Consider the following 19,185-nt stretch of genomic DNA (forward strand, 5'->3'; position numbering starts at 1 on the left):
GAAGGCGATCCGGCGGGGTCATCCGGCCCCCGCCTCCCATGGAATTCGACAGCGCCGGGCTGGCATACGGCGACCAGTTGGGCTAGGGGCATGAGGTCGCGCCTGCGCGCGCGAAAATGCCCTGTCACGACATACGGAAACCATCTTGGCCAGCGTCCCGCCGCCCAGCGAAAACAGCGACATCTCCCCCGTCTCGATCGTCGACGAGATGAAGTCGAGCTATCTCGACTATGCCATGTCGGTGATCGTCAGCCGCGCGCTGCCCGATGTGCGCGACGGCCTGAAGCCGGTGCACCGGCGCATCCTTTTCGCCAGCCAGGAAGGCGGCTTCGTCCCCGGCCGCCCCTATCGCAAGTCGGCCAAGATCGTCGGCGACGTGATGGGCAATTATCACCCGCATGGCGACGCCGCGATCTACATGGCGCTCGCCCGTCTGGCGCAGGACTGGTCGATGCGGGTGCCGCTGGTCGACGGCCAGGGCAATTTCGGGTCGATGGACCCGGACATGCCGGCTTCCATGCGCTACACCGAGGCGCGGCTCGCCAAGCCGGCCATGGCGCTGCTGGCGGACATCGACAAGGACACCGTCGATTTCCAGCCAAATTATGACGGATCGCTGCAGGAGCCGCAGGTCCTGCCGGCGCGCTTCCCCAACCTGCTGGTCAACGGATCGGGCGGCATCGCCGTCGGCATGGCCACCAACATCCCGCCCCACAATCTTGGCGAGGTGATCGCGGCCTGCAAGGCGTTCATCCACAATGGCGGGATCAGCTCGGAAGAGCTGCACGAGATCATCCCCGGCCCGGACTTCCCGACCGGCGGCCTGATCCTGGGCAAGGGCGGCGCGCGCAACGCCTATCTGAACGGCAAGGGATCGATCATCATGCGATCCCGGCATGTGATCGAGGAAGGGCGTGGCGACCGGCGGTCGATCGTGCTGACCGAGATCCCCTACCAGACCGGCAAGAGCGCCCTGGTGGAAGGCATTGCCGAGGCCGCCAAGGAAAAGCGGATCGAGGGCGTTTCGGACATCCGCGACGAATCCAACCGCTTCGGCGTGCGCATCGTCATCGAGCTGAAGCGCGATGCCACCCCGGAAGTGGTGCTGAACCAGCTCTGGCGGCACACCTCTGCGCAGACCAGCTTCCCGGCCAACATGCTCGCCATCCGCGGCGGCCGCCCGGAAGTGCTGAACCTGCGCGACATCATCGAGGCCTTCGTCAAGTTCCGCGAGGAAGTGATCACGCGGCGTTCGAAGTTCGAGCTGCTGAAGGCCCGCGAGCGCGCCCATATCCTGCTCGGCCTCGTCATCGCCGTCACCAACCTGGACGAGGTGGTGCGGATCATCCGCGGCTCCTCCAGCCCGGCCGAGGCGCGCGCCGCCCTGCTCGCCCGCGAATGGCCAGTGGCGGAGATCGCCGCCTATATCAAGCTGGTCGAGGCGGTGGAGCATGAGGTGGATGGCGACACCTACCGCCTGTCCGACGCGCAGGTGCGCGCCATCCTCGACCTGCGCCTGCACCGCCTGACGGCGCTGGGCCGCGACGAGATCGGCGACGAGCTGGCCAAGCTCGCCACCTCGATCGGCGAGCTGCTGCACATATTGGGCGACCGCGCCCGCCTTTACGAGGTGATGGAGGAGGAGCTCGACCTCATCGCCGCCGAATTCGCCACCCCACGCAAGACGACGATCGCGCCGGCCGGCGACGATATCGACGACGAGGACCTGATCGAGCGCGAGGAGATGGTCGTCACCGTCACCATGGGCGGCTATATCAAGCGCACCCCGCTCGAAGCCTTCCGCGCCCAGAAGCGCGGCGGCAAGGGCCGTTCCGGCATGGGGACGAAGGATGAGGACGCCGTTATCGCGCTGTTCGTCACCTCCACCCACACGCCGGTGCTGTTCTTCTCCAACCACGGCAAGGTCTATCGCCTGAAGGTGTGGAAGCTGCCCGAGGGCGCGCCCCAGGCGCGCGGCCGGCCGATGGTGAACCTGCTGCCGCTGGCGGCGGGCGAGACCATCTCCACCGTGCTGCCGCTGCCCGAGGACGAGGCGGTGTGGAAGGACCTGCACGTCATGTTCGCCACGGCCAAGGGCACGGTGCGCCGCAATTCGATGGATGCGTTCACCAACGTGCCCTCGAACGGCAAGATCGCCATGCGCTTCGACGAGGGCAGCGACGATCGCCTGATCGGCGTCGCGCTGCTGACCGAGGAGGACGACGTGCTGCTGGCGACCCGCCAGGGCAAGGCCATCCGCTTCGAGGCGACGGCCGTGCGCGAGTTCCAGAGCCGCACCTCCACCGGCGTGCGCGGCATGACGCTGAAGGAAGGCGACGAGGTGATCTCGCTCTCCATCCTGCACCGCGCCGGCGCCAGCCAGGAGGAACGCGAGGATTATCTGCGCTTCGCCCCGTGGAAGGCGGAGAAGGAAGGCGCGCCGCAGATGCCTGCCGAGCGCTTCGCCGAGTTGCAGGCGCGTGAGCAGTTCATCCTCACCGTCTGCGCCAACGGCTACGGCAAGCTCAGCTCTGCCTATGAATATCGCCGCACCGGGCGCGGCGGCCAGGGCATCACCAATATCGACAATATCGCCCGCAACGGGCCGGTGGTGGCGAGCTTCCCGGCGCTGACCAGCGAGCAGCTGATGCTCGTGACCGATCAGGCGAAGATGATCCGCCTCGGCCTCGATACGCTGCGCGTGATCGGGCGCGGCAGCGCGGGCGTGCGCCTGTTCAACGTGGCTGACGACGAGCATGTCGTGTCCGCCGCCAAGATCGAGGAAAGCGACGAGGCGGAAGACGATGCCGGGAATGGCACGGAGGCCGATGACGCCGCCGGCGGAGATACGGCCGCCGATACCGGCGACGAAGCCGCCCCCGAAGCCTGATCGGCGGCACCCGCGAGGGAAACGGCGGTCCCGCCCCGCGCGGACCGCCCCTCCGGCGCCCCGATCGCGGGAATCCGGGCAATGACCGATGGCCTTGAAAGCTACCGGCGCTTGCGACCTGATCGCGTGAATAATAGTGTTCTTACAAGGGGTTAGCGCAGGTCAGGTTCGCTGGGTGTTTTCACCCATAAGCTTGTCGTAAGCCCCCCCAAAAATGTGGAAGCGTGGCCGAGTGGTTTAGGGAACCGGTCTTAATAACCAGCGACGGGGCAATCCGTCCGTGGGTTCGAATCCCACCTCTTCCGCTATCCACCTCATAGCAGCGCCTCCCTCCGGGCGACGAATTTATGCCACTTGCCTGATCGCAAACGGAACCCAACTTTCTTTTTGTAGAGAGCTGGAGAGAGTGCAACTTGAGCTGCATGCCTGTGTCGGTTGCAATACAAACAGGCAGCCACGATATTCTCGCTGCTGTCGGTCCCACCATCACATCGAGCAAGAAGATGTTCAGCAGTGGCTTGGAAGTGGCGAGCTTGCGATAGCGTCAGACCGTAGGTTTTGGCAAAAACTGAAAAATCGCGCAGCCACATTGGTTGTTGGCAATAATAGCAGACACTGCCCTGCTGCCAAAACTTAACATCACGAATTTTTGCGAGTGACGGCACTACACACCTCCAACGACAAAACGTCATTGTGGTATGCGCCGACCATTGGCCGTCCCGAGGCGGGTGAGCTCCTGCTCGCATACTAGGCGGCTTCTGCCGACCCCACAGTCCTCGACGAAATCGCGTATCCGCTGATTTCCACTGCTAGATACGCATGATGAAGTAATCTTGCAAGACGGTATGCCTGAAGTCTGCTTTTGGATTGAAAGCAGGTACAAGCATTGACGGTATAAAAGCCGCACAATTAGCCACCATGCAGGGGCACCGTCAGCGAGCATGTGCGCCGCTCCATGTTCCGTCCTGCTCCCAGCGCCGAAGGTCAGCGACAATCTCAATCATGTCCCGCTGGTCCAGCGCACCGCTCTCAATTCCGGGCAGTACTCGCGCTCAAGCCGTGTGTCAGACGAACCGAACAGAACCGTGAACAGGGATGGCTTTGGCTTCTCTGCTTCCTCTATCCGTTTGATACGGCGTTGAAGGGCGCAGATGCCTGCAATTGTGGTTATCCCAGTCTGAGATGGTAACGAAGGTCAAACGGCAGGTCAGGCTCACCGGGACGAATCGCTACCGGCACGGGTGCAGGCGGTAGAGCGGGGTCAGGTTCGGGCATCGCGATCCTCAAGAGCGGTGATTCTCGCCTCGAGCTCCTCACTGGCCCGCACGTCCGCGAGCGATTTGATGCTGTCGATGATGAGCCGCCCTACATCGGGCGCGACCGCGCCCGCCGCAATGGCATCGAGCACCTGGGCGACCTGATCGCTGATCGGTGCGGTCGCATCGAACTCGAAGTTCACCTTCTCGGCCTGCGCCTTGATGCTGGGGCAGGCACTTGGCGAGAACGATGCTGGCTGCGTTCGTGTCGCCCTCCAGCGCCTTGCCCACCAGCACAGCGACGATGTTCCGCATCTCGTCCAGCATCTGTTGCGTGGCCAGCAAACGCGGATCCCGTCGCCCCGGTGGACGCCCGCGGGGATTGCTGCTGACGCCCGGTTGCCATGCGGGGTTGCCGGGGCCGCGCGGCTCGATCGGGATCGGTGGCGGCGTGGGCTTCCAGTCCACGAGCCAAGCGCCGCGCAAAACCGGATCCGCGATGATCGATCGGACGTGGCCGGGCATCCGTCCGCCCTCCATCCCGGCGGATCGCATCATTCGAACGATCGCCGGCAAACGAAGGGGGCCGCATCCGTCCTATATTGAATCGTCCGGCTATGTCGTCATGTCCGCTGCAATGGACAGGGCAGGTCGCGCGCATGTCCGGACACGTCGGGGCCGTTCATTGTCGTAGAAAAATCCAATCCTCTCAAGATGTAGATCAGACCATAATGGATCGTTCCGCTTATTCGGCAACATCTGTTCACGATTCCGGCCGGTCGATCGGCTCTTCATCGGGCGGGATTTTGCGCGGCCATGGCCAACGCGGCCGCAATCCTATGTTAATGACTCGTTTCCCATAATATTGACGGAATCGGGATTCCGGGGCATGCGGTGCCGCAAGGGGATACAGCTTTTGCGGGAAAATTGCGGAAAATGGCTTTCCATCTGAAACGGAGCCTTTCCCTGCCGCAGGACGAGGCGCTTCTGGGGGGAGGAAAATTGTCCGCGGGGGATGCGCCGGCCGAGGGGATCGAGATCGATCGATATCGATCGATCGTGTTTCCCAATAATATCCGCCTCTGCCGCCGCAAGCGCGGCCTCGCCAAGCTGCTGGCGCTGTCCCAGCGCCTTCCCGATATTCCCTATATCCGCCTTTCCAAGATCGAGCGTGGCGAGGTGTTCGCCAAGCCGGCCGAGCTTGCCGCCATCGCGGGCGCGCTGAAGCTGCTGCCCGCCGATCTGCTGATCGACATCGACGACGACGCCTTCGACATGGCCGAATGGGCGGCGGACGTGCAGGACCCGGCGAGCTTCGATCCCGCCGAGGACCATTTCGCCGTGCTGCTGGCCGCCGCGATCCGCCATCGGCGCGAGGCCGATGTGGGGCTGACCATCGCGGCCTTGGAAAAGGATTATGGCATCGCCCCGGTGATGCTTTCGCGGCTGGAAAACGCCTTCAAGCCGATCGGCCGGTGGAATGACGGCACGGTGGCGGGCATCTGCCGCCTGATGGACGTGGCGGACGTGGCCGCGCTGCGCGAGCGGGTGGCCGGGCTGCATGCGGCCGGCGCGCTGGACGCGCATCTCCGCGCCGTGGCCAATCCCGAGGATCGCAAGGCCAAGACGCGGGCCCGCGTCGCCGAGCTGCGCGCCGCCTTCGATCCCGCCGCCGGCCGGCTGCACCCGCGCCCGCCCAAGGCGCCGCCGCCGCTCCGCGCCGATCCGGCCGGAACGCAGCCCGCCTTCGCCATGCTGGCGGAGGAGCGCGCGCCGTTCGAGGGGCCGGCCATGGCCGAAGGGGAAACCGCCCTGGTGCGGCTGGTGCCGGTTTTCGGCGCGCCGATCGGCGAGGGGCTGATCCAGCGCACCCCCATGGGCACCATGGTGGAGGCGCCGCGCGGGGCCGGACCCAATGCCTATGGCCTGCGCGTCTGCCGGCCCACGCTGGGGCCGGCCCTGCCGGCACGGGCGACGGTGATCGTCGATCCCGATCGCTTCCCCACCCCCGGCGGCATCGCCGTGGTGCGCGAGACGGAGGGGCTGCGCCTGCTGACGGTGGGCGTCGATCGCGACGGCCGGATGACCGGCTATAGCGCGCATCCCGATCGCGAGATCGCGATCGACGCGCTCGATCCGATCGACGTCGCCACGGTGATCGGCGCCATCTTCGACTGAGATCTCCGGCTAAGGGGATTCCGAAGGCGGAAGCGGCGCCTCGCCGCCAAATACGCGTGATTCCAACGGCCTGGTCGATAAATTCCGAATCCGAACGCCTGAAATCCGGCCATCCGATCGATGATCGGCCGAAACCATTCCTATAATGATCCTGAGTAGCCGAGTTCAGGACGCTGTTATGCGCGCACGCCGCGGGGCAAAGGATATATTGGGCAGCGCCCTGCACAGGATCACCGGCTTCCTCGGCACGGCTTCCGGCACAGGCATTCCACGCGATACAGGCACGGCCGCCCATGGCGACGGCCCCGGCGGCTGGATCGATCCCGTCACCACCCTTCCCGACCGCCGCACCATCGCCCGCCTGTTCGATGATCTGAGCGCGCGCCTCGAAGGCGGGCCGGTGGCGATGCTCATCGTCAACCTCGACCGCTTCAGCATGGTGAACGACGTGTGCGGCCATGAAGCCGGCGACCTGGTGCTGCGGGTGACGGCGGAACGGCTGCGACGGCTGGCCAGGGCATCGGGCGCGGCGCTGGCCCATCTGGGCGGGGACGAATATGCCTGCCTCATGCCCGGCGATGCCGCCAGCGCCGCCGAGATCGCGCGGCGGATGGTGGACCAGGTGGCCGAGCCGATCGCGGTGGCAGGCGGCGTGGTGGAGGTGGGCGCATCGATCGGCATCGCCGACAGTGCCGCGATCGACGGCCGCGCCGACGATCTGCTGCGCGTGGCCGGCGTCGCCCTGTCCCGCGCCAAGAATGACGGCGGCGCCACCTTCCGCACCTTCGAGCTGGCGATGGATTTCGACCTGCGCGATCGGGTGCGGCTGGAAAGCGATCTGCGCGCCGGCATCGCGCGCGGCGAGGTCGTGCCCTTCTACCAGCCGATCCTCTCGCTCCAGTCGGGCCATCTCGTCGGCTTCGAAAGCCTGGCGCGCTGGCGGCACCCGATCCGGGGGATCATCGATCCCGCCGTGTTCATCCCGATCGCCGAGGATGTCGACCTCATCAACGATCTGAGCTTCGCGCTGCTGCGCCAGGCGTGCCGCGACGCGCGCGACTGGCCGGGGCACCTGACGCTTTCGATCAACATATCCCCCCTGCAGATCCGCCGGCCCGATCTCGCCATCCGCCTGTTGCAGACGCTCTATGCCGGCGGCCTCGCGCCGGGGCGGCTGATCCTGGAGATCACGGAAAGCGCGCTGGTGGAGGATATCGCCGCCGCCCGCGCGACGATCCTTTCGCTGCGCAATGCCGGGGTGAAGGTGGCGCTGGACGATTTCGGCACCGGCTATTCCAGCCTGCACCATCTGCGCGAGCTGCAGTTCGACCGGATCAAGATCGACCGCTCCTTCATCGCCACGCTGGACAGCTTTGCCGGCGGCAAGATCGTGCGCGCGATCGTCGATCTCGGCCACGGCCTCGGCATGCCGGTGACGGCAGAGGGGGTGGAGACGATCGAGCAGGCCGACACGCTTTCGCTGCTGGGCTGCGCCTATGGCCAGGGCTTCCTGTTCGGCCGCCCGCTCCCGGCGGCCGAGGCGCTGGCGGCGGTCGATACCCGCCATCCGATGATCGATCCCCGCCGCGCCACGGGCTGAGCGGGGGCTCCCCGGCTTATCGCGGCCGCTGCGGAAGGCCGTCCGCTATCTCGTAATAATCGCCCTTGTCGGCGACGAAGATGTGCTTTTCCAGATGCGTGCCCGTGGGCGCATCGAAGGCGCCCATCGCCACCGCGATGCTGTCCTTGAACACGGGCTTCCAGAACAGGGCGGAGCCGCAGACCGAGCAGAAGCCCCGCTCTACCTTCTCCGACGATCGATACCAGCTCAGCTTGTCGGCGCCGTTCAGCCGCAGATCGGCCAGCGCCATGTCGGTGGACGCCCAATAATGGCCGGAAACCTTGCGGCACATGCTGCAATGGCAGGCGTCCGGGCCGCGCAGCTCGCCCGCGACCTCGAAGGTGACCGCCCCGCAAAGACATGATCCCCCGTGCACCGCCCCCTCCCCTGCCGCTGTCTCAGGCGGGTTTGATAGAGGGCGCGGGCGGCGATCGTCCAGCGCGGGGCGGACGGGCGATCAGAATTCCGAATTGACCGAGATCGGGGCCGTGAAATCCGGGGCGAGGTTGCCGGCCGCGCCATAGGTGGAGGCGCGGCGGCCGGCGAGGCGCTTGGCCTCGGCGGTGACGGCGCCCATCATCTCGATCGAAAGATCGATCTGGCGTTCGAGGATGGCGGCGTTCGCGGTCGAAGCCTCGCCCAGCGCGATCAGCGCGGCGGCAAGCTGGTCGCGCCCGTCCTGATCCAGCGCCCGCGCCCAGCCGGGCTTTTCGCGATCGAGGCGGGCAAGCTCGCTTTCCAGCACGCCGACGAGGCGGATCTTGGCGGATGCGAGCTCGGCCAGGTCGCGGCCGCCCTCGCGCGAGCGGAGTCGATCGGTTTCCTCGTTCATGATGAGCGTGAGCGACGCCATGACGTCGATCGCTTCATTGGCCATGGCCGGAACCTCCCTGCATACGGATGATCTGATCGAGCACGGCGGGCGCGAGGCCGATGCCGCCGCGCTTCGCGATCTCATTACCCATTTGCTCGGCAAGCACGCCGCGGAACATCTCCTCGCCCGCGCCGCCGGAAAAATCGCCGGTGTCCACCATCTCCATCATCAGCTTGGTCATCTGGCCGACGAACACGGCCTCGAACTCGCGCGCCGTGGAGGCGGGATCGGGCGTGGGGCGCGGCATCTGCGCGGTCGCTGCCGGCGGCAGCATGGCGGAGGCGATATCGGCCATCTTACTGCACCTCGATTTCAGCCTGGAGGGCACCCGCCCCCTTCAGCGCCTGGAGGATGGTGATGAGGTCGCGCGGGCTGACGCCGAGCGCGTTGAGCCCGGAAACCAGGGTATGGAGCGATGTGCCGCCGTTCAGCACCGCCAGCGATCGGCCGCCGCCGTCGTCCACGTCGATGCTGGTGCGCGGCAGCACCGTGGTCTGTCCGCCGGAGAAAGGCTCCGGCTGCGAGGCGATCGGGGTTTCGGTGACGGCGATGGTCAGCCCGCCTTGGGCGATCGCGACCGGGCTGACGCGCACGTCCGCCCCCATCACCACCGTGCCGGCGGCCTCGTTGATGACGACGCGCGCGGGCTGGTCCACATCGACGGGCAGGTTTTCGATCCGGGCCATCAGTTCGACCAGCGGGCCGCCATAGCCGGCACCCTGGCGCAGCTCGACCGTGGCGGGATCGAGCACCTCGGCCGCGCCGGGCGCCTGCATGTTGATGACGTCGGCAATGCGGTGCGCGGTGGTGAAATCGGGGTTCTTCAGCGCCAGCTTCAGGCTGGTTGCCGACTTGAGGGCATAGGGCACCTCCCGCTCGATGATCGCGCCGCCGGCGATCCGCGCGGAGGTGGCGACGCCGCGGGTGATGCGCGCGGCGGCCCCTTGCGCCTTGAAGCCGGATACCGCCACCGGCCCCTGGGCCACGGCATAGATTTCCCCATCCAGCGCGCGCAGCGAGGATACGAGCAGCGTGCCGCCCTGCAGGCTGGTGGCATCGCCCATGGCGGAAACCTGCACGTCGATCTTCGATCCGGCGCGCGCGAAGGGCGGCATCGTCGCCGTCACCGAAACGGCGGCGACATTTTCCGTGCGCATCGTCGTGCCACGGATGTTGACGCCCATCCGTTCCAGCATCGCCTGGATCGTCTCCTCGGTGAAGGGGACGTTGCGGATGCGATCGCCCGTGCCGGCCAGGCCGACGACGAGGCCGTAGCCGACGAGCTGGTTGGAGCGGACATTCTCGACGTCCACGATATCCTTGATCCTGGTCGCCGCGTCAGCCGGCGCGACAGCGAGGCCGCAGCCCAGCACGGCGGCCGAGACCAGCGACAGGGCACGGGCCCGAAATCTGGTAAAGCTTCGCATCATAATCCTTATAGGATGAAGCGGCGGCCGAACCGGCGGCCGGGCCGGGATTTTGCGACGGATCATGCCACCCGCCTCGCCAGGCGCATCACGTAGCCGATGATCTCCGCCACGGCGGCATAATGTTCCACGGGAATGGGGTGGTCGATCTCGACCGCGGCATAGAGCGCGCGGGCGAGCGGCGGGCTTTCGACGATCGGCACCTTGGCGCCGGTCGCGATCTCGCGGATCTTCAGCGCCACCGCATCGACGCCCTTGGCGACGACGATCGGGGCCGCCATCTCGCCATGTTCATATTTCAGCGCCACCGCATAATGGGTGGGGTTGGTGACGATCACGCTGGCGGTGGGCACCGCCTGCATCATCCGCCGCCGCGCGCGCTGCATCTGGATCTGGCGGATGCGCGCCTTGATCTTGGGATCGCCGTCGCTCTGCTTGATCTCGTCCTTGATCTCCTGAAGGCTCATCCGCATCCGCTTCAGATAGGCGCGGCGCTGATAGACGAAATCGAACAGGGCGAGGCCGACGACCATCATCGCGACGACCTTGAGCACGCGGTAGATCATCTCCGCCAGCGTCTTGCCCACGTCATAGGGCGACTGGCCGATCAACTGGTCGAAGGCCACCGCGCGCGGCCAGGCGACCAGCACGGCGACGAGGACGATGACGGTGAACTTGGCGAGCGTCTTGCCGAATTCCACCAGCGCGCGCGTGCCGAACATGCGCTTGAGGCCGGTCATCGGCGAAAGCTTCGACCATTTGAGGCGGACCCGCGACCAGCTTATCGTCGGCCGGCCCTGGAGGAAGAGGGTGAGGATCGCGCAGCCGAACAGCACGGCGGCGATCGGCGCCAGCGACAGGGCGGTTTCCGCCATCACTCCGCCGACCAGATTTTGCGCGCCGCGCGGCTCCATCCGGAAATCCTCGGCGCTGCCCCACAGCCGCACCATCATCGTGCTCAGCCGCGCGAAGCACCAGGCGCCCAGCCCGCCGGCGACGACGAGCGCGCCCACGAACATGGTGGCGTGCCGCATCTCCGGCGCATTGGCGACCTCGCCCTTCTTGCGGGCATCCTCCAGCCGCTTCTGGGTCGGTTCCTCGGTCTTCTGATCCTGATCGGTCTCCGCCATGTCAGAGGCTCCAGCCATTCTGCATGAAATTGGCCATGGCGTTGGCGAACGCCGTCAGGATGCCGCCGATCAGCACCGCGAACAGCGACATGCCGAGCAGGATGTTGAGCGGCTGCATGATGAAGAAGGCCTGGATCTGCGGCGCCATGCGCACCGCTAGGCCAAGGGCGACGTTGAACAATATGCCGTAGACGATCAGCGGCGCCGCCATGCTGACGGCAAGGCCCATCGCGTGGCCCGTGGTTTCCACCGCCAGCCGGGCGAAATCGGCCGCCGGCGGCAGGCCGCCGACCGGGAACAGCGCGTAGGACTGGACCATGGCGGCGATCCACAGGTGATGGACGCCGGTGGTGAGGCAGACGACCGCCGCGGCGATACCGATGAAGCGGGCAAGCACGGACGCCTGCCCGCCGAGCGCCGGGTCCATCACCAGCGCGGAGGACAGGCCGACCTGGAGGCTGATGATCGCGCCCGCCATCGATGCGGCGTTGAACAGGATGCGGACGATCATCCCCATCGCGATGCCGACCAGCAGTTCCGACAGGACGATGCCGGGCAAGGCGGTGTCGGAACGGAGCGCGGGCGCGACCTGCCCGCCCAGCAGCCCGAACAGGCCGGCGGTGAAGCCCAGGCCGAAGAGCAGGCGCACGCGGCCGGGGATCGCATCCTCCGAGAAAGCGGGGAGCAGCATCAGCACCGCCCCGATCCGCGCGAACAGGATCAGGAAGGCGGCCGCATCGAAGGGGAGCCCCGCCATCGCCCGTCACCCCGCGACGATGATGTCCGCGATGCGGGCCATGAAGCCCGCCAGCGCCCGGCCGATCATCGGCAGGGAAAGAAGGAGGACGATGCCCAGCACCAGGATCTTGGGCACGAAGGTAAGCGTCATTTCCTGGATCTGGGTGAGCGCCTGGAACAGGCCGACGGCGACGCCGACGATCAGCGAACCGATCAGCATCGGCCCCGCGATCGTCAGCATCAGCAGCAGGCCGGCCTTGGCCAGCTCCATCGCCTGGAAGGCATCCATCGCGCCGGCCCCGGATCAGATCTGCATGCGCATGATTTCGGAATAGGCGTTCACCACGCGATCGCGCACCGCGACCACGGTGTCGAGCGCGGTCTCGGCCGCGCCGATCGCGGTGACGACGTCGATCAGGTCGCCCTTGCCGGCCACCTGCTGCGCGCTCGCCGCCTCGGCGGTGCGCAGCGACGTGGCGGCTTCGGTGACGAGATTCTCGATCATCCCGCCGAACCCGCCGCCCGGCGCGCCGGCTGCGGCACCCGCCACATCGGCGGCACCGCCGGATGCACCGCCCGCGGCGGCGGGCGCGATGCTGTTCACCGCGCGGCCATAAGCGGCCGCGGCGTCAAGGACTCCGATGGACATGGATGGCTTCCTTATTTGAGAAGGTCGATCGTCCGCATCGTCAGGTTGCGCGCGGATTCGATGGCGTTGAGATTGGCTTCATAGGATCGCTGCGCGGCCTTCATGTCGGCGGCCTCGACCAGCCCGTTCACATTGGGGCGCAGCACATAGCCCTGCGTGTCGGCCGCCGGATTGCCCGGCTGGTAGATGCGCTGGAAATCGGTCTTGTCGCCTTCGATCGAACGGACCTTGACGTTGGTGGCGCCGGTCGCCCGGTCCACCTCCGCCTTGAACGTCGCGACGCGGCGGCGATAGGGATCGCCGCCCGCCGTGCGGGCCACGGAATCCGAGTTGGCGAGGTTTTCGGCGATGATGCGCATGCGCAGCGATTGCGCACGCAGGCCTGATGCCGACACACCGATCGAAGACTTCAGATCCATGGTTCCTCCCGCCCGCTTGATCGCTGGCTTTTCCCTTATAGGCATTTTTTGCCTAGCTCCGGCGGTTCGGCGAAAATTAATCCTATAAAAATCCCAGAAGGAGACCTCTATGTCCGTCCTCGAGGGAATACCCATCGACCTGTCGATCGTTCTCGGATCGACCAATCTGCCGATCCGCCAGGTGCTCAAGATGGGGCGCGGCGCGATGATCCCGCTCGATTGCGGGCATAATGATCCGACGCTCGTCTATGTGAACAACCAGCTGGTGGCCAAGGGCAAGGTGCTCGTCGAAGGCGAGCATATGTCGCTGGAGATCACCGAAGTCGTCCAGCGGGTGCGCTGACATGGATTTTCTCGCGCTGCTGCGCACCCTGGGCGCGCTGGGCGTGGTGCTGGGCCTGCTGGCCGGCGCCCTGTGGGCTGTCCGCCGTTACGACCTGAAGCTGCCGGGCGCCTTCGCGGGCGGCCTGGGGCCGAAGGCGGACGTGCGGCGCGTGCAGATCATCGAACGGCTGGCGATCGACGCGCGCCACAGCGTCGCCCTCATCCGCCGCGACGACAGGGAACATCTGGTGATGCTGGCGCCCCAGGGGCCGCTGCTGATCGAAGGCGGCATCGATCCCGCCGCGCGGAAGGCCGCCGCCGATGCGTAAGGCCATCCGCATCGCGGCGATCGCCGCGCTCCTGATGCTGCCGCAGGCGGCGATGGCGCAGAGCGTGACCGCCAATCTGGGCGAGGGATCGATCTCCGGCCGCGCCATCCAGCTGGACACCTCGAAGAACCGTCTGATTTCGGCATGATGGAGGCGTGAAGGCTCACGAGCGGCATATGAGCCTCGGTTTCGGTGAGTAATCTGCTGATTTTTGCTGGAGAGGCGGCTGCGCGGGCCGTCTTTGGCGTCACGCGGGCGCAATTCGCCCCTCGAGCCAGGCCAGGCGCTGGAAGTTATAGGCAAGGTTGGTCATGCCGATCTTGATGCGGGCACGAGCAATACCGATGGTGCGCACCACCAGACCCATGCGGTGCTTTTGCCCGGCAAAGACGTGCTCGACGGCGGAGCGGACCGCCGACCGCTTGGCATTGGCGCGTGCAATACGCTTAGGCATCGCTCGGCGGTGTGGCTTGCGCTGGTGGATGTGGCTGGTGAACATGCCCTTGGCGAGAAAGGCTTCGTTCTTCTTCGAGCGGTAGGCCGTATCGGCCCATACCCCCGCGGCCGTGTTGTCCGGACTAATCAGCGTTGGCAGCCTTGCGCCATCGTGGGCATTGGCGGCGCTGGCATCCCAGGTGCGGATCAGGCCATGCGCCCGGTCGATGCCGATATGGTTCTTGTAGCCGAACATCGGGATGGCCAGATCGACCGGCTTGAAGGCCTTGGGGTCCGCGCCTTCCTTGATCTTGGCCTTGGTGTACTTGACGCTCCAGCGGGCGTCGCGATCCTTTTGCCGGATCTTCGCAGGGTTATCCTTCCAGCGCTCGGGTATCCGGCCCTCCTTGATGGCCGCCTTCTCCTCCTCGGTGTTCCGCTGCTTGGGAGCCGGCACAACGGTCGCGTCGATGATCTGCCCGCCCATGGCAAGGTACCCTCGGTCTGTGAGAGCGGCATCGAAGCGGGCAAATAGCCTGTCGATGGCTTTGGCCTTCACCAGACGCTCCCGGAACAGCCACACTGTCGTCGCATCGGGCACGGTGCCATCCAGGCCAAGCCCCAGAAAACGCTGGAAAGAGAGGCGGTCCTTGATCTGGAACTCGGTCGCTTCGTCCGAAAGCGAGTAGAGCGCCTGGAGCACGAGGATCTTGAACATGAGGACCGGATCAAACGGCGGGCGGCCACCTTTGCCGCGAGGACTACGGCGCAGCGCCGCTACCAGCGGTCCCCGGAAAACCTCGAAGTCCACGACTGCCGCCAGACGCTCTAGCGGATCACCCGCCGCGCTCAACGCCTCATATCGGTCCGAAAGATCGAAGAAACCCGGCTGCCCTGCCATCATCGCCTCCGCTATCGCGCAAAGGCAGTGAATCACTTCAGGCCGTCAGGCGCCACGAGTTTTTCGAGGTGTCCAGCTCGTGCTGATGCTGACGGTGCTGAGCCTCGCGCCCGGCATCCTGATGACGGTGACGAGCTTCACGCGGATCATCGTCGCGCTCTCGCTGCTTCGGAACGGGCTGGGCGCGCAGGGCGTGCCGCCCAACCCGATCATCATCAGCCTGGCCTTGTTCCTCTCCTTCTTCGTCATGGGGCCGACCTTCGACGCCGCATGGAAGCAGGGCGTGACCCCCTATAATGAGGGCCGCATCACCGAGGCGCAGGCGTTCGAACGCACATCCAAGCCGTTTCACACCTTCATGCTGAAGCATGTCCGCGACGAGGACGTGAAGCTGTTCGTGGACCTTTCCGGCAAGAAGCCGACGCCGCGCGCCGAGCTGCCGATGACGACGCTGATGCCCGCCTTCATGATCTCCGAGCTTCGGCGCGCGTTCGAGATCGGCTTCCTCTTGCTGCTGCCCTTCCTGGTGATCGACCTCGCCGTGGCGGCGGTGCTGATGGCGATGGGCATGATGATGCTGCCGCCTGCGACGATATCATTGCCCATGAAGATCATCTTCTTCGTGCTGGTCGATGGCTGGGCGCTGATCGCGGGATCGCTGGTCAAGAGCTTCGGTGGCCCCGGCTGACGCGGCGGGGCGCTGTTATCGACAACGAAAAAGGGGCGCGGGACCGATCCGGTTCCGCGCCCCTTTTCGTCAGCATATGTCCGGCTTCAGCTATCCGCGGCGGAATAGCGGGTGGCGGGATCGACCAGCCATTCGGCCAGCGTGGCAAAGGCGATCGATTCCAGGAAGGCGACGCCCACCTTGCCGTCCTGCACCCAGCGCACCACGCCCTTCTGGGGCGGCAGGCCGGGGACGACGAGGGTGACGAGTTCGTCCTTCTCCACCGGCGCGGTGACGGCGAGCTTGGCGCCGCCCTGCGAAAGATCCACCACCGACACGCGGTGGATGCGGCCGTTGGTCTTGAGCTCGGCAGGGCAGCTCGTCGGCAGGCGCGGCGCGCGGGGCACCTGCCCGCCCGGCCGGCGCCAGCTCGTCGAGGATTGGGAGAGCAGCCGCTCGACATCGATCGCGGCATCGAACTGCACGCCGATCGATCGCCGGTCGGTCCAGCGCACCTCGCCGGCGATCACGTCGCCGTTGCGGAATTCGATGCGGATGCGCTCGCCCACGACGAAGCGGGCGCGGACGTCGGCCTTGAGCCCGCCCGAGGAAAGGTTGCGGACGCAGCAGAGCGCGTCGTAGCGGTCGCTGGTGATGCGCGCGATCAGCAGCAGCGCGATCGTCCGCGGCGAACGCGGCGTCATCAGCGGCGCGGCGCGCGACGGCAGCCAGTCCCCGTTGTGATCGCCGCCTGCCGCGGAGGACGAAAGGTTCATCGGTTTCTCCGGTTCAGATCGGGGCCGCCTGCGTCACGATAGCGCGGCGGACCACATTCTTTCCATAGGTTTCCTGCGCGGCATCGAACACGACCCTGCGAAAGGCGGCGAGGCTCGGGATCGTCCCGTCCCGCCCGCTCGCCATCGGCGTGCGATAGGTGCGCATGTTGACCGCGTTCAGCAGCACCGGCATCTTCGCCGCGATATCATCGCGCCGGTCGGCCGGCACCTCCAGCTGCACCTCGAAGGAGACGTAGGAAGCGAGCCTGCCGTCGGAAAATACGAGCGGCGCCAGGATGGGGCCGGTGGGCACGAATTCCAGCTTCTCGACCGTGGGCATCGGCGCGGCCAGCAGCCTGCCGGTGCCGTAGGCGGCCCCGCCGCCCACGCCCACGCCGGCGACCAGCGCCAGGATCGAGACGAGCATCTTCTTCATCCTATATCCCCCCTTTCCGCCGGCCCGTCAGAACCTGAAGCTCGCATCGCGCGGCAGCGCGGAGGGTTCGGCGAGGATGACGATGGTGATGCGGCGGTTCTCCGGCCGGTCGGGCCGATCGGGATAGATCGGCTCCGTCCCCGCCTTGGCCACCACTTCGGAAAAGCGATCGGGCGAAAGGCCGGCGGCCACCATCGCGCTGCGCGCAGCGAGCGCGCGATCGCTGGACAGGCGCCAGTTGGCGTCGCTCTGGCCGCCGGTGGAATCGGTATGCCCCTCGATCGCCACCTGCGCGCCGGCCTTCACCAGCCGCTGCGCGATGCGCGTCAGCATCTGCCGGGCATAATCGTTGAGCTCAGCCGTCGGCCCCTTGAACATCGATCGGTTGGCGCTGTCCAGCAGGTGGACGCGCAGCCCCTCGCGCGAGCTTTCGACGCTGACGTTGCGGGTCTGGTTGGGGCTCTCCGGCGGCTTGTCCAGCGCGATCATCATCTCGTCCGCCAGCACGCGCAGCGCCGCTTCCGGCACCTCGGCCGTGCCGCCCCGCGCAGCCCCCTTCACGCCCGCTTCCGCCGATGGCTGGCCCACCGCCTTGTCATTGTCGCCCTGCGCGCGGCGGCCGTGGCCGCCTTCGCCGGGCTGGCTGCCGGGCTTGGCGGTCATGGTGGCGGCCGGCGAATCCTTGGCGGGGCTGGGCGAGAAATATTCGGCCAGCCCTTTGAGCTGCGCCTTGTTCGGATTGGCCAGGAGCCAGAGCAGCATGAAGAAGGCCATCATCGCCGTCACGAAATCGGCATAGGCGACCTTCCAGGCGCCGCCATGATGGGCGGCGTGCTTCTTGCGGCGCACCTTGCGCACGATGATCGGCGCGACTTCCTCATTCTGTCCCCGAGCCATGATCTGCCCTTATCCGATCGCGGCGCGCAGCCGCTCCTGCACCGCCGTCAGCCGCACCCGCTCGATCGCCGGGCGCACGCCCTCGCCCTGCGCGACGCGATCGAGCAGGTCGGCGCTTTCGTCGGCGCACTGGATGACGAGATCGAAGACCTGGAGCTGGTCCATATAATCCATGGCGAACCGCTCGTCGGCGACGAGCGTTTCGGCGAGCTGCTCGATCAGCGTGCGCACGCCGCGGATCTCCATCGCGACGGCCGCGCAGAGCGAGGTTGCTTCCGGGCCAATCTGCGTCACCATCATCTTTTCGACCGATCTTTCAGAAAAGCTCGACATCGCCATCGTCCGGCGGCGCGAGCGGCTTGATGTTCAGGACGGGCGGCGGCGCATCGGCGACGACGCTGGACCGCACCCGCCCTTCATAGGGCATGAATTCGACCTTGCGGGCCTTGGTGCCGCCCAGCTCGCACCGGCCGACGGCGATCCCCTCCGTTTCCATGAAGCGGCGGGCGAAGGCGGCATTGCTGCTGCCGATCGCGCCCAGGCCGGCGATGATGTTCGCGCCGCCGTAAAGGTGCGCGCGCAGCCGGTTGCGCGCGGCGCCCTGCTGCATCATCCGGTTGATGAGCAGTTCCATCGCATGCACGCCATAGCGTTCCTGGCCGACCCGGTCGCCCAGGCCCTCGGTCGGTTCGCCGAGCAGGAAATGGTTCATGCCGCCCACGCGCGCCACCGGATCCTGCAGGCAGACCGCCACGCAGGAGCCGAGCAGCGTGGAGATGATGACGCCGGGTTCGGCCACCACCGCATGCTCGCCCTGGACGATCGGGATGCGCCGCATCATGGGATCAGGTCAGCTCGCCGAAGACGCGCTCGATCTTCTCCTTGAGCGCGGCGGGCGCGAAAGGCTTCACGACATAATTGTTGACGCCGAGCGCGGCCGCCTTCTGCACGACCTCGCGGTCGGCGGAGCCCGTCAGCATGATGAACACCGTCTTGCCGATCACCGGATCGGCGCGCACCGCCTCCAGGAACTGGAGCCCGTCCATGTCGGGCATGTTATAGTCCGAGATGATGAGGTGGACGCGATCCGTCTTGACCGCGGGCAGCGCTTCGACCGCGCCCGGCTTGTCCCGGATATCCTTGAAGCCGAGATCCTGGAGCGCGCGCCGGATCATAGCGCGCATGCTCGTCTGATCGTCGACCACCATAACCTTAATTGCAGACGCTGCCGGCATGAA

The 19,185-nt window shown here is 66.5% G+C and carries 25 protein-coding genes and 1 pseudogene; 8 read left to right on the forward strand and 18 right to left on the reverse strand.

The window, feature by feature from the left end:
- Positions 1 to 145: 145 nt before the first annotated feature.
- Entirely contained in the window at positions 146 to 2,890 is a 2,745-nt protein-coding gene (gyrA, locus tag G432_RS06585; protein ID WP_015458045.1) for a DNA gyrase subunit A, read from the forward strand.
- A 314-nt stretch (positions 2,891 to 3,204) separates the two neighbouring features.
- Here gyrA and G432_RS22460 read toward each other — a convergent pair whose 3' ends face one another.
- Entirely contained in the window at positions 3,205 to 3,555 is a 351-nt protein-coding gene (locus G432_RS22460; RefSeq protein WP_015458046.1) for an HNH endonuclease, read from the reverse strand.
- A gap of 648 nt (positions 3,556 to 4,203) precedes the next feature.
- A complete protein-coding gene (locus tag G432_RS24425) occupies positions 4,204 to 4,491 on the reverse strand; it encodes a hypothetical protein (RefSeq protein WP_443024291.1) in 288 nt (95 codons plus the stop codon).
- Here G432_RS24425 and G432_RS23690 point away from each other — a divergent pair.
- From G432_RS23690 to G432_RS06605, 3 genes are all read left to right on the forward strand, one after another.
- Positions 4,397 to 4,840 (forward strand): hypothetical protein, encoded by a 444-nt coding sequence (locus G432_RS23690; protein ID WP_187294069.1) that lies wholly within the window; start codon positions 4,397 to 4,399, stop codon positions 4,838 to 4,840. The genes G432_RS24425 and G432_RS23690 overlap by 95 nt on opposite strands.
- A 242-nt stretch (positions 4,841 to 5,082) precedes the next feature.
- Positions 5,083 to 6,324: a hypothetical protein gene (locus G432_RS06600; RefSeq protein WP_015458048.1), complete on the forward strand. Its 1,242-nt coding sequence runs from the start codon at positions 5,083 to 5,085 to the stop codon at positions 6,322 to 6,324.
- A gap of 178 nt (positions 6,325 to 6,502) precedes the next feature.
- Positions 6,503 to 7,924: a putative bifunctional diguanylate cyclase/phosphodiesterase gene (locus tag G432_RS06605; RefSeq protein WP_084673628.1), complete on the forward strand. Its 1,422-nt coding sequence runs from the start codon at positions 6,503 to 6,505 to the stop codon at positions 7,922 to 7,924.
- 16 nt (positions 7,925 to 7,940) lie between these two features.
- Here G432_RS06605 and G432_RS06610 read toward each other — a convergent pair whose 3' ends face one another.
- From G432_RS06610 to flgC, 9 genes are all read right to left on the reverse strand, one after another.
- Entirely contained in the window at positions 7,941 to 8,321 is a 381-nt protein-coding gene (locus G432_RS06610) for a GFA family protein (protein WP_015458050.1), read from the reverse strand.
- 81 nt (positions 8,322 to 8,402) lie between these two features.
- A complete protein-coding gene (locus G432_RS06615) occupies positions 8,403 to 8,822 on the reverse strand; it encodes a hypothetical protein (protein WP_015458051.1) in 420 nt (139 codons plus the stop codon).
- Entirely contained in the window at positions 8,812 to 9,114 is a 303-nt protein-coding gene (locus G432_RS06620; protein WP_015458052.1) for a rod-binding protein, read from the reverse strand. The genes G432_RS06615 and G432_RS06620 overlap by 11 nt, the downstream gene beginning before the upstream one ends.
- 1 nt (position 9,115) lies before the next feature.
- Complete coding sequence (locus G432_RS06625) at positions 9,116 to 10,246, reverse strand: flagellar basal body P-ring protein FlgI (protein WP_015458053.1); 1,131 nt, start codon at positions 10,244 to 10,246, stop codon at positions 9,116 to 9,118.
- Between the two features lie 62 nt (positions 10,247 to 10,308).
- Positions 10,309 to 11,376 (reverse strand): flagellar biosynthesis protein FlhB, encoded by a 1,068-nt coding sequence (gene flhB / locus G432_RS06630; RefSeq protein WP_015458054.1) that lies wholly within the window; start codon positions 11,374 to 11,376, stop codon positions 10,309 to 10,311.
- Between the two features lies 1 nt (position 11,377).
- Positions 11,378 to 12,133, reverse strand: coding sequence for a flagellar biosynthetic protein FliR (fliR, locus tag G432_RS06635; protein ID WP_015458055.1), 756 nt, complete (start codon positions 12,131 to 12,133; stop codon positions 11,378 to 11,380).
- 6 nt (positions 12,134 to 12,139) lie between these two features.
- Complete coding sequence (locus G432_RS06640) at positions 12,140 to 12,403, reverse strand: flagellar biosynthetic protein FliQ (RefSeq protein ID WP_015458056.1); 264 nt, start codon at positions 12,401 to 12,403, stop codon at positions 12,140 to 12,142.
- 15 nt (positions 12,404 to 12,418) lie between these two features.
- Positions 12,419 to 12,763, reverse strand: coding sequence for a flagellar hook-basal body complex protein FliE (locus G432_RS06645; protein ID WP_015458057.1), 345 nt, complete (start codon positions 12,761 to 12,763; stop codon positions 12,419 to 12,421).
- Positions 12,764 to 12,774: 11 nt separating this feature from the next.
- Positions 12,775 to 13,182, reverse strand: coding sequence for a flagellar basal body rod protein FlgC (flgC, locus tag G432_RS06650; protein WP_015458058.1), 408 nt, complete (start codon positions 13,180 to 13,182; stop codon positions 12,775 to 12,777).
- 109 nt (positions 13,183 to 13,291) lie between these two features.
- Here flgC and G432_RS06655 point away from each other — a divergent pair, with 109 nt between their 5' ends.
- The 3 genes from G432_RS06655 to G432_RS23175 are packed head-to-tail and all read left to right on the forward strand — an operon-like array spanning position 13,292 to position 13,983.
- Positions 13,292 to 13,525, forward strand: a complete 234-nt coding sequence (locus G432_RS06655) for a FliM/FliN family flagellar motor switch protein (RefSeq protein WP_015458059.1) — start codon at positions 13,292 to 13,294, stop codon at positions 13,523 to 13,525.
- 1 nt (position 13,526) lies between these two features.
- The gene (locus tag G432_RS06660; RefSeq protein WP_015458060.1) at positions 13,527 to 13,835 is read left to right on the forward strand and encodes a flagellar biosynthetic protein FliO; all 309 of its coding nucleotides are present in this window, start codon (positions 13,527 to 13,529) and stop codon (positions 13,833 to 13,835) included.
- Positions 13,828 to 13,983: a hypothetical protein gene (locus G432_RS23175; protein ID WP_187294037.1), complete on the forward strand. Its 156-nt coding sequence runs from the start codon at positions 13,828 to 13,830 to the stop codon at positions 13,981 to 13,983. The genes G432_RS06660 and G432_RS23175 overlap by 8 nt, the downstream gene beginning before the upstream one ends.
- Before the next feature lie 99 nt (positions 13,984 to 14,082).
- Here the strand turns inward: G432_RS23175 and G432_RS06665 are convergent, their stop codons facing one another.
- Entirely contained in the window at positions 14,083 to 15,171 is a 1,089-nt protein-coding gene (locus G432_RS06665) for an IS5 family transposase (RefSeq protein ID WP_015449243.1), read from the reverse strand.
- Between the two features lie 64 nt (positions 15,172 to 15,235).
- On the opposite strand from G432_RS06665, the pseudogene fliP reads away from it, so the two are divergent.
- A pseudogene (gene fliP, locus G432_RS06670) lies at positions 15,236 to 15,859 on the forward strand (flagellar type III secretion system pore protein FliP); the annotation flags it as partial.
- A gap of 86 nt (positions 15,860 to 15,945) precedes the next feature.
- Here fliP and G432_RS06675 read toward each other — a convergent pair.
- Genes G432_RS06675 through G432_RS06700 form a run of 6 tightly spaced genes read right to left on the reverse strand, consistent with a single transcriptional unit; the run spans position 15,946 to position 19,182 of the window.
- Positions 15,946 to 16,614 (reverse strand): PilZ domain-containing protein, encoded by a 669-nt coding sequence (locus G432_RS06675; protein ID WP_015458062.1) that lies wholly within the window; start codon positions 16,612 to 16,614, stop codon positions 15,946 to 15,948.
- A gap of 13 nt (positions 16,615 to 16,627) precedes the next feature.
- Positions 16,628 to 17,050: a hypothetical protein gene (locus G432_RS06680; protein ID WP_015458063.1), complete on the reverse strand. Its 423-nt coding sequence runs from the start codon at positions 17,048 to 17,050 to the stop codon at positions 16,628 to 16,630.
- A gap of 27 nt (positions 17,051 to 17,077) precedes the next feature.
- Positions 17,078 to 17,947, reverse strand: a complete 870-nt coding sequence (locus G432_RS06685) for a flagellar motor protein MotB (RefSeq protein WP_015458064.1) — start codon at positions 17,945 to 17,947, stop codon at positions 17,078 to 17,080.
- Between the two features lie 9 nt (positions 17,948 to 17,956).
- The gene (locus G432_RS06690; RefSeq protein ID WP_015458065.1) at positions 17,957 to 18,247 is read right to left on the reverse strand and encodes a hypothetical protein; all 291 of its coding nucleotides are present in this window, start codon (positions 18,245 to 18,247) and stop codon (positions 17,957 to 17,959) included.
- A 16-nt stretch (positions 18,248 to 18,263) separates the two neighbouring features.
- Positions 18,264 to 18,785 (reverse strand): chemotaxis protein CheD, encoded by a 522-nt coding sequence (locus tag G432_RS06695; protein ID WP_041865216.1) that lies wholly within the window; start codon positions 18,783 to 18,785, stop codon positions 18,264 to 18,266.
- A gap of 7 nt (positions 18,786 to 18,792) precedes the next feature.
- Complete coding sequence (locus G432_RS06700; protein ID WP_015458067.1) at positions 18,793 to 19,182, reverse strand: response regulator; 390 nt, start codon at positions 19,180 to 19,182, stop codon at positions 18,793 to 18,795.
- Between the last annotated feature and the right edge of the window lie 3 nt (positions 19,183 to 19,185).

Source organism: Sphingomonas sp. MM-1 (assembly GCF_000347675.2).
GTDB classification, from domain to species: Bacteria; Pseudomonadota; Alphaproteobacteria; order Sphingomonadales; family Sphingomonadaceae; genus Sphingomonas_E; species Sphingomonas_E fennica.

Bases quoted from the DNA above. Each gene is read 5' to 3' on its own strand.
- G432_RS23690 (WP_187294069.1), top strand. From the start codon at position 4,397: ATGCTGGCTGCGTTCGTGTCGCCCTCCAGCGCCTTGCCCACCAGCACA.
- G432_RS06600 (WP_015458048.1), top strand. From the start codon at position 5,083: ATGGCTTTCCATCTGAAACGGAGCCTTTCCCTGCCGCAGGACGAGGCG.
- G432_RS06605 (WP_084673628.1), top strand. From the start codon at position 6,503: ATGCGCGCACGCCGCGGGGCAAAGGATATATTGGGCAGCGCCCTGCAC.
- G432_RS06615 (WP_015458051.1), bottom strand. From the start codon at position 8,822: ATGGCCAATGAAGCGATCGACGTCATGGCGTCGCTCACGCTCATCATG.
- G432_RS06620 (WP_015458052.1), bottom strand. From the start codon at position 9,114: ATGGCCGATATCGCCTCCGCCATGCTGCCGCCGGCAGCGACCGCGCAG.
- G432_RS06625 (WP_015458053.1), bottom strand. From the start codon at position 10,246: ATGCGAAGCTTTACCAGATTTCGGGCCCGTGCCCTGTCGCTGGTCTCG.
- flhB (WP_015458054.1), bottom strand. From the start codon at position 11,376: ATGGCGGAGACCGATCAGGATCAGAAGACCGAGGAACCGACCCAGAAG.
- fliR (WP_015458055.1), bottom strand. From the start codon at position 12,133: ATGGCGGGGCTCCCCTTCGATGCGGCCGCCTTCCTGATCCTGTTCGCG.
- G432_RS06640 (WP_015458056.1), bottom strand. From the start codon at position 12,403: ATGGATGCCTTCCAGGCGATGGAGCTGGCCAAGGCCGGCCTGCTGCTG.
- G432_RS06645 (WP_015458057.1), bottom strand. From the start codon at position 12,763: ATGTCCATCGGAGTCCTTGACGCCGCGGCCGCTTATGGCCGCGCGGTG.
- flgC (WP_015458058.1), bottom strand. From the start codon at position 13,182: ATGGATCTGAAGTCTTCGATCGGTGTGTCGGCATCAGGCCTGCGTGCG.
- G432_RS06655 (WP_015458059.1), top strand. From the start codon at position 13,292: ATGTCCGTCCTCGAGGGAATACCCATCGACCTGTCGATCGTTCTCGGA.
- G432_RS06660 (WP_015458060.1), top strand. From the start codon at position 13,527: ATGGATTTTCTCGCGCTGCTGCGCACCCTGGGCGCGCTGGGCGTGGTG.
- G432_RS23175 (WP_187294037.1), top strand. From the start codon at position 13,828: ATGCGTAAGGCCATCCGCATCGCGGCGATCGCCGCGCTCCTGATGCTG.
- G432_RS06665 (WP_015449243.1), bottom strand. From the start codon at position 15,171: ATGGCAGGGCAGCCGGGTTTCTTCGATCTTTCGGACCGATATGAGGCG.
- G432_RS06675 (WP_015458062.1), bottom strand. From the start codon at position 16,614: ATGAACCTTTCGTCCTCCGCGGCAGGCGGCGATCACAACGGGGACTGG.
- G432_RS06680 (WP_015458063.1), bottom strand. From the start codon at position 17,050: ATGAAGAAGATGCTCGTCTCGATCCTGGCGCTGGTCGCCGGCGTGGGC.
- G432_RS06685 (WP_015458064.1), bottom strand. From the start codon at position 17,947: ATGGCTCGGGGACAGAATGAGGAAGTCGCGCCGATCATCGTGCGCAAG.
- G432_RS06690 (WP_015458065.1), bottom strand. From the start codon at position 18,247: ATGATGGTGACGCAGATTGGCCCGGAAGCAACCTCGCTCTGCGCGGCC.
- G432_RS06695 (WP_041865216.1), bottom strand. From the start codon at position 18,785: ATGCGGCGCATCCCGATCGTCCAGGGCGAGCATGCGGTGGTGGCCGAA.
- G432_RS06700 (WP_015458067.1), bottom strand. From the start codon at position 19,182: ATGCCGGCAGCGTCTGCAATTAAGGTTATGGTGGTCGACGATCAGACG.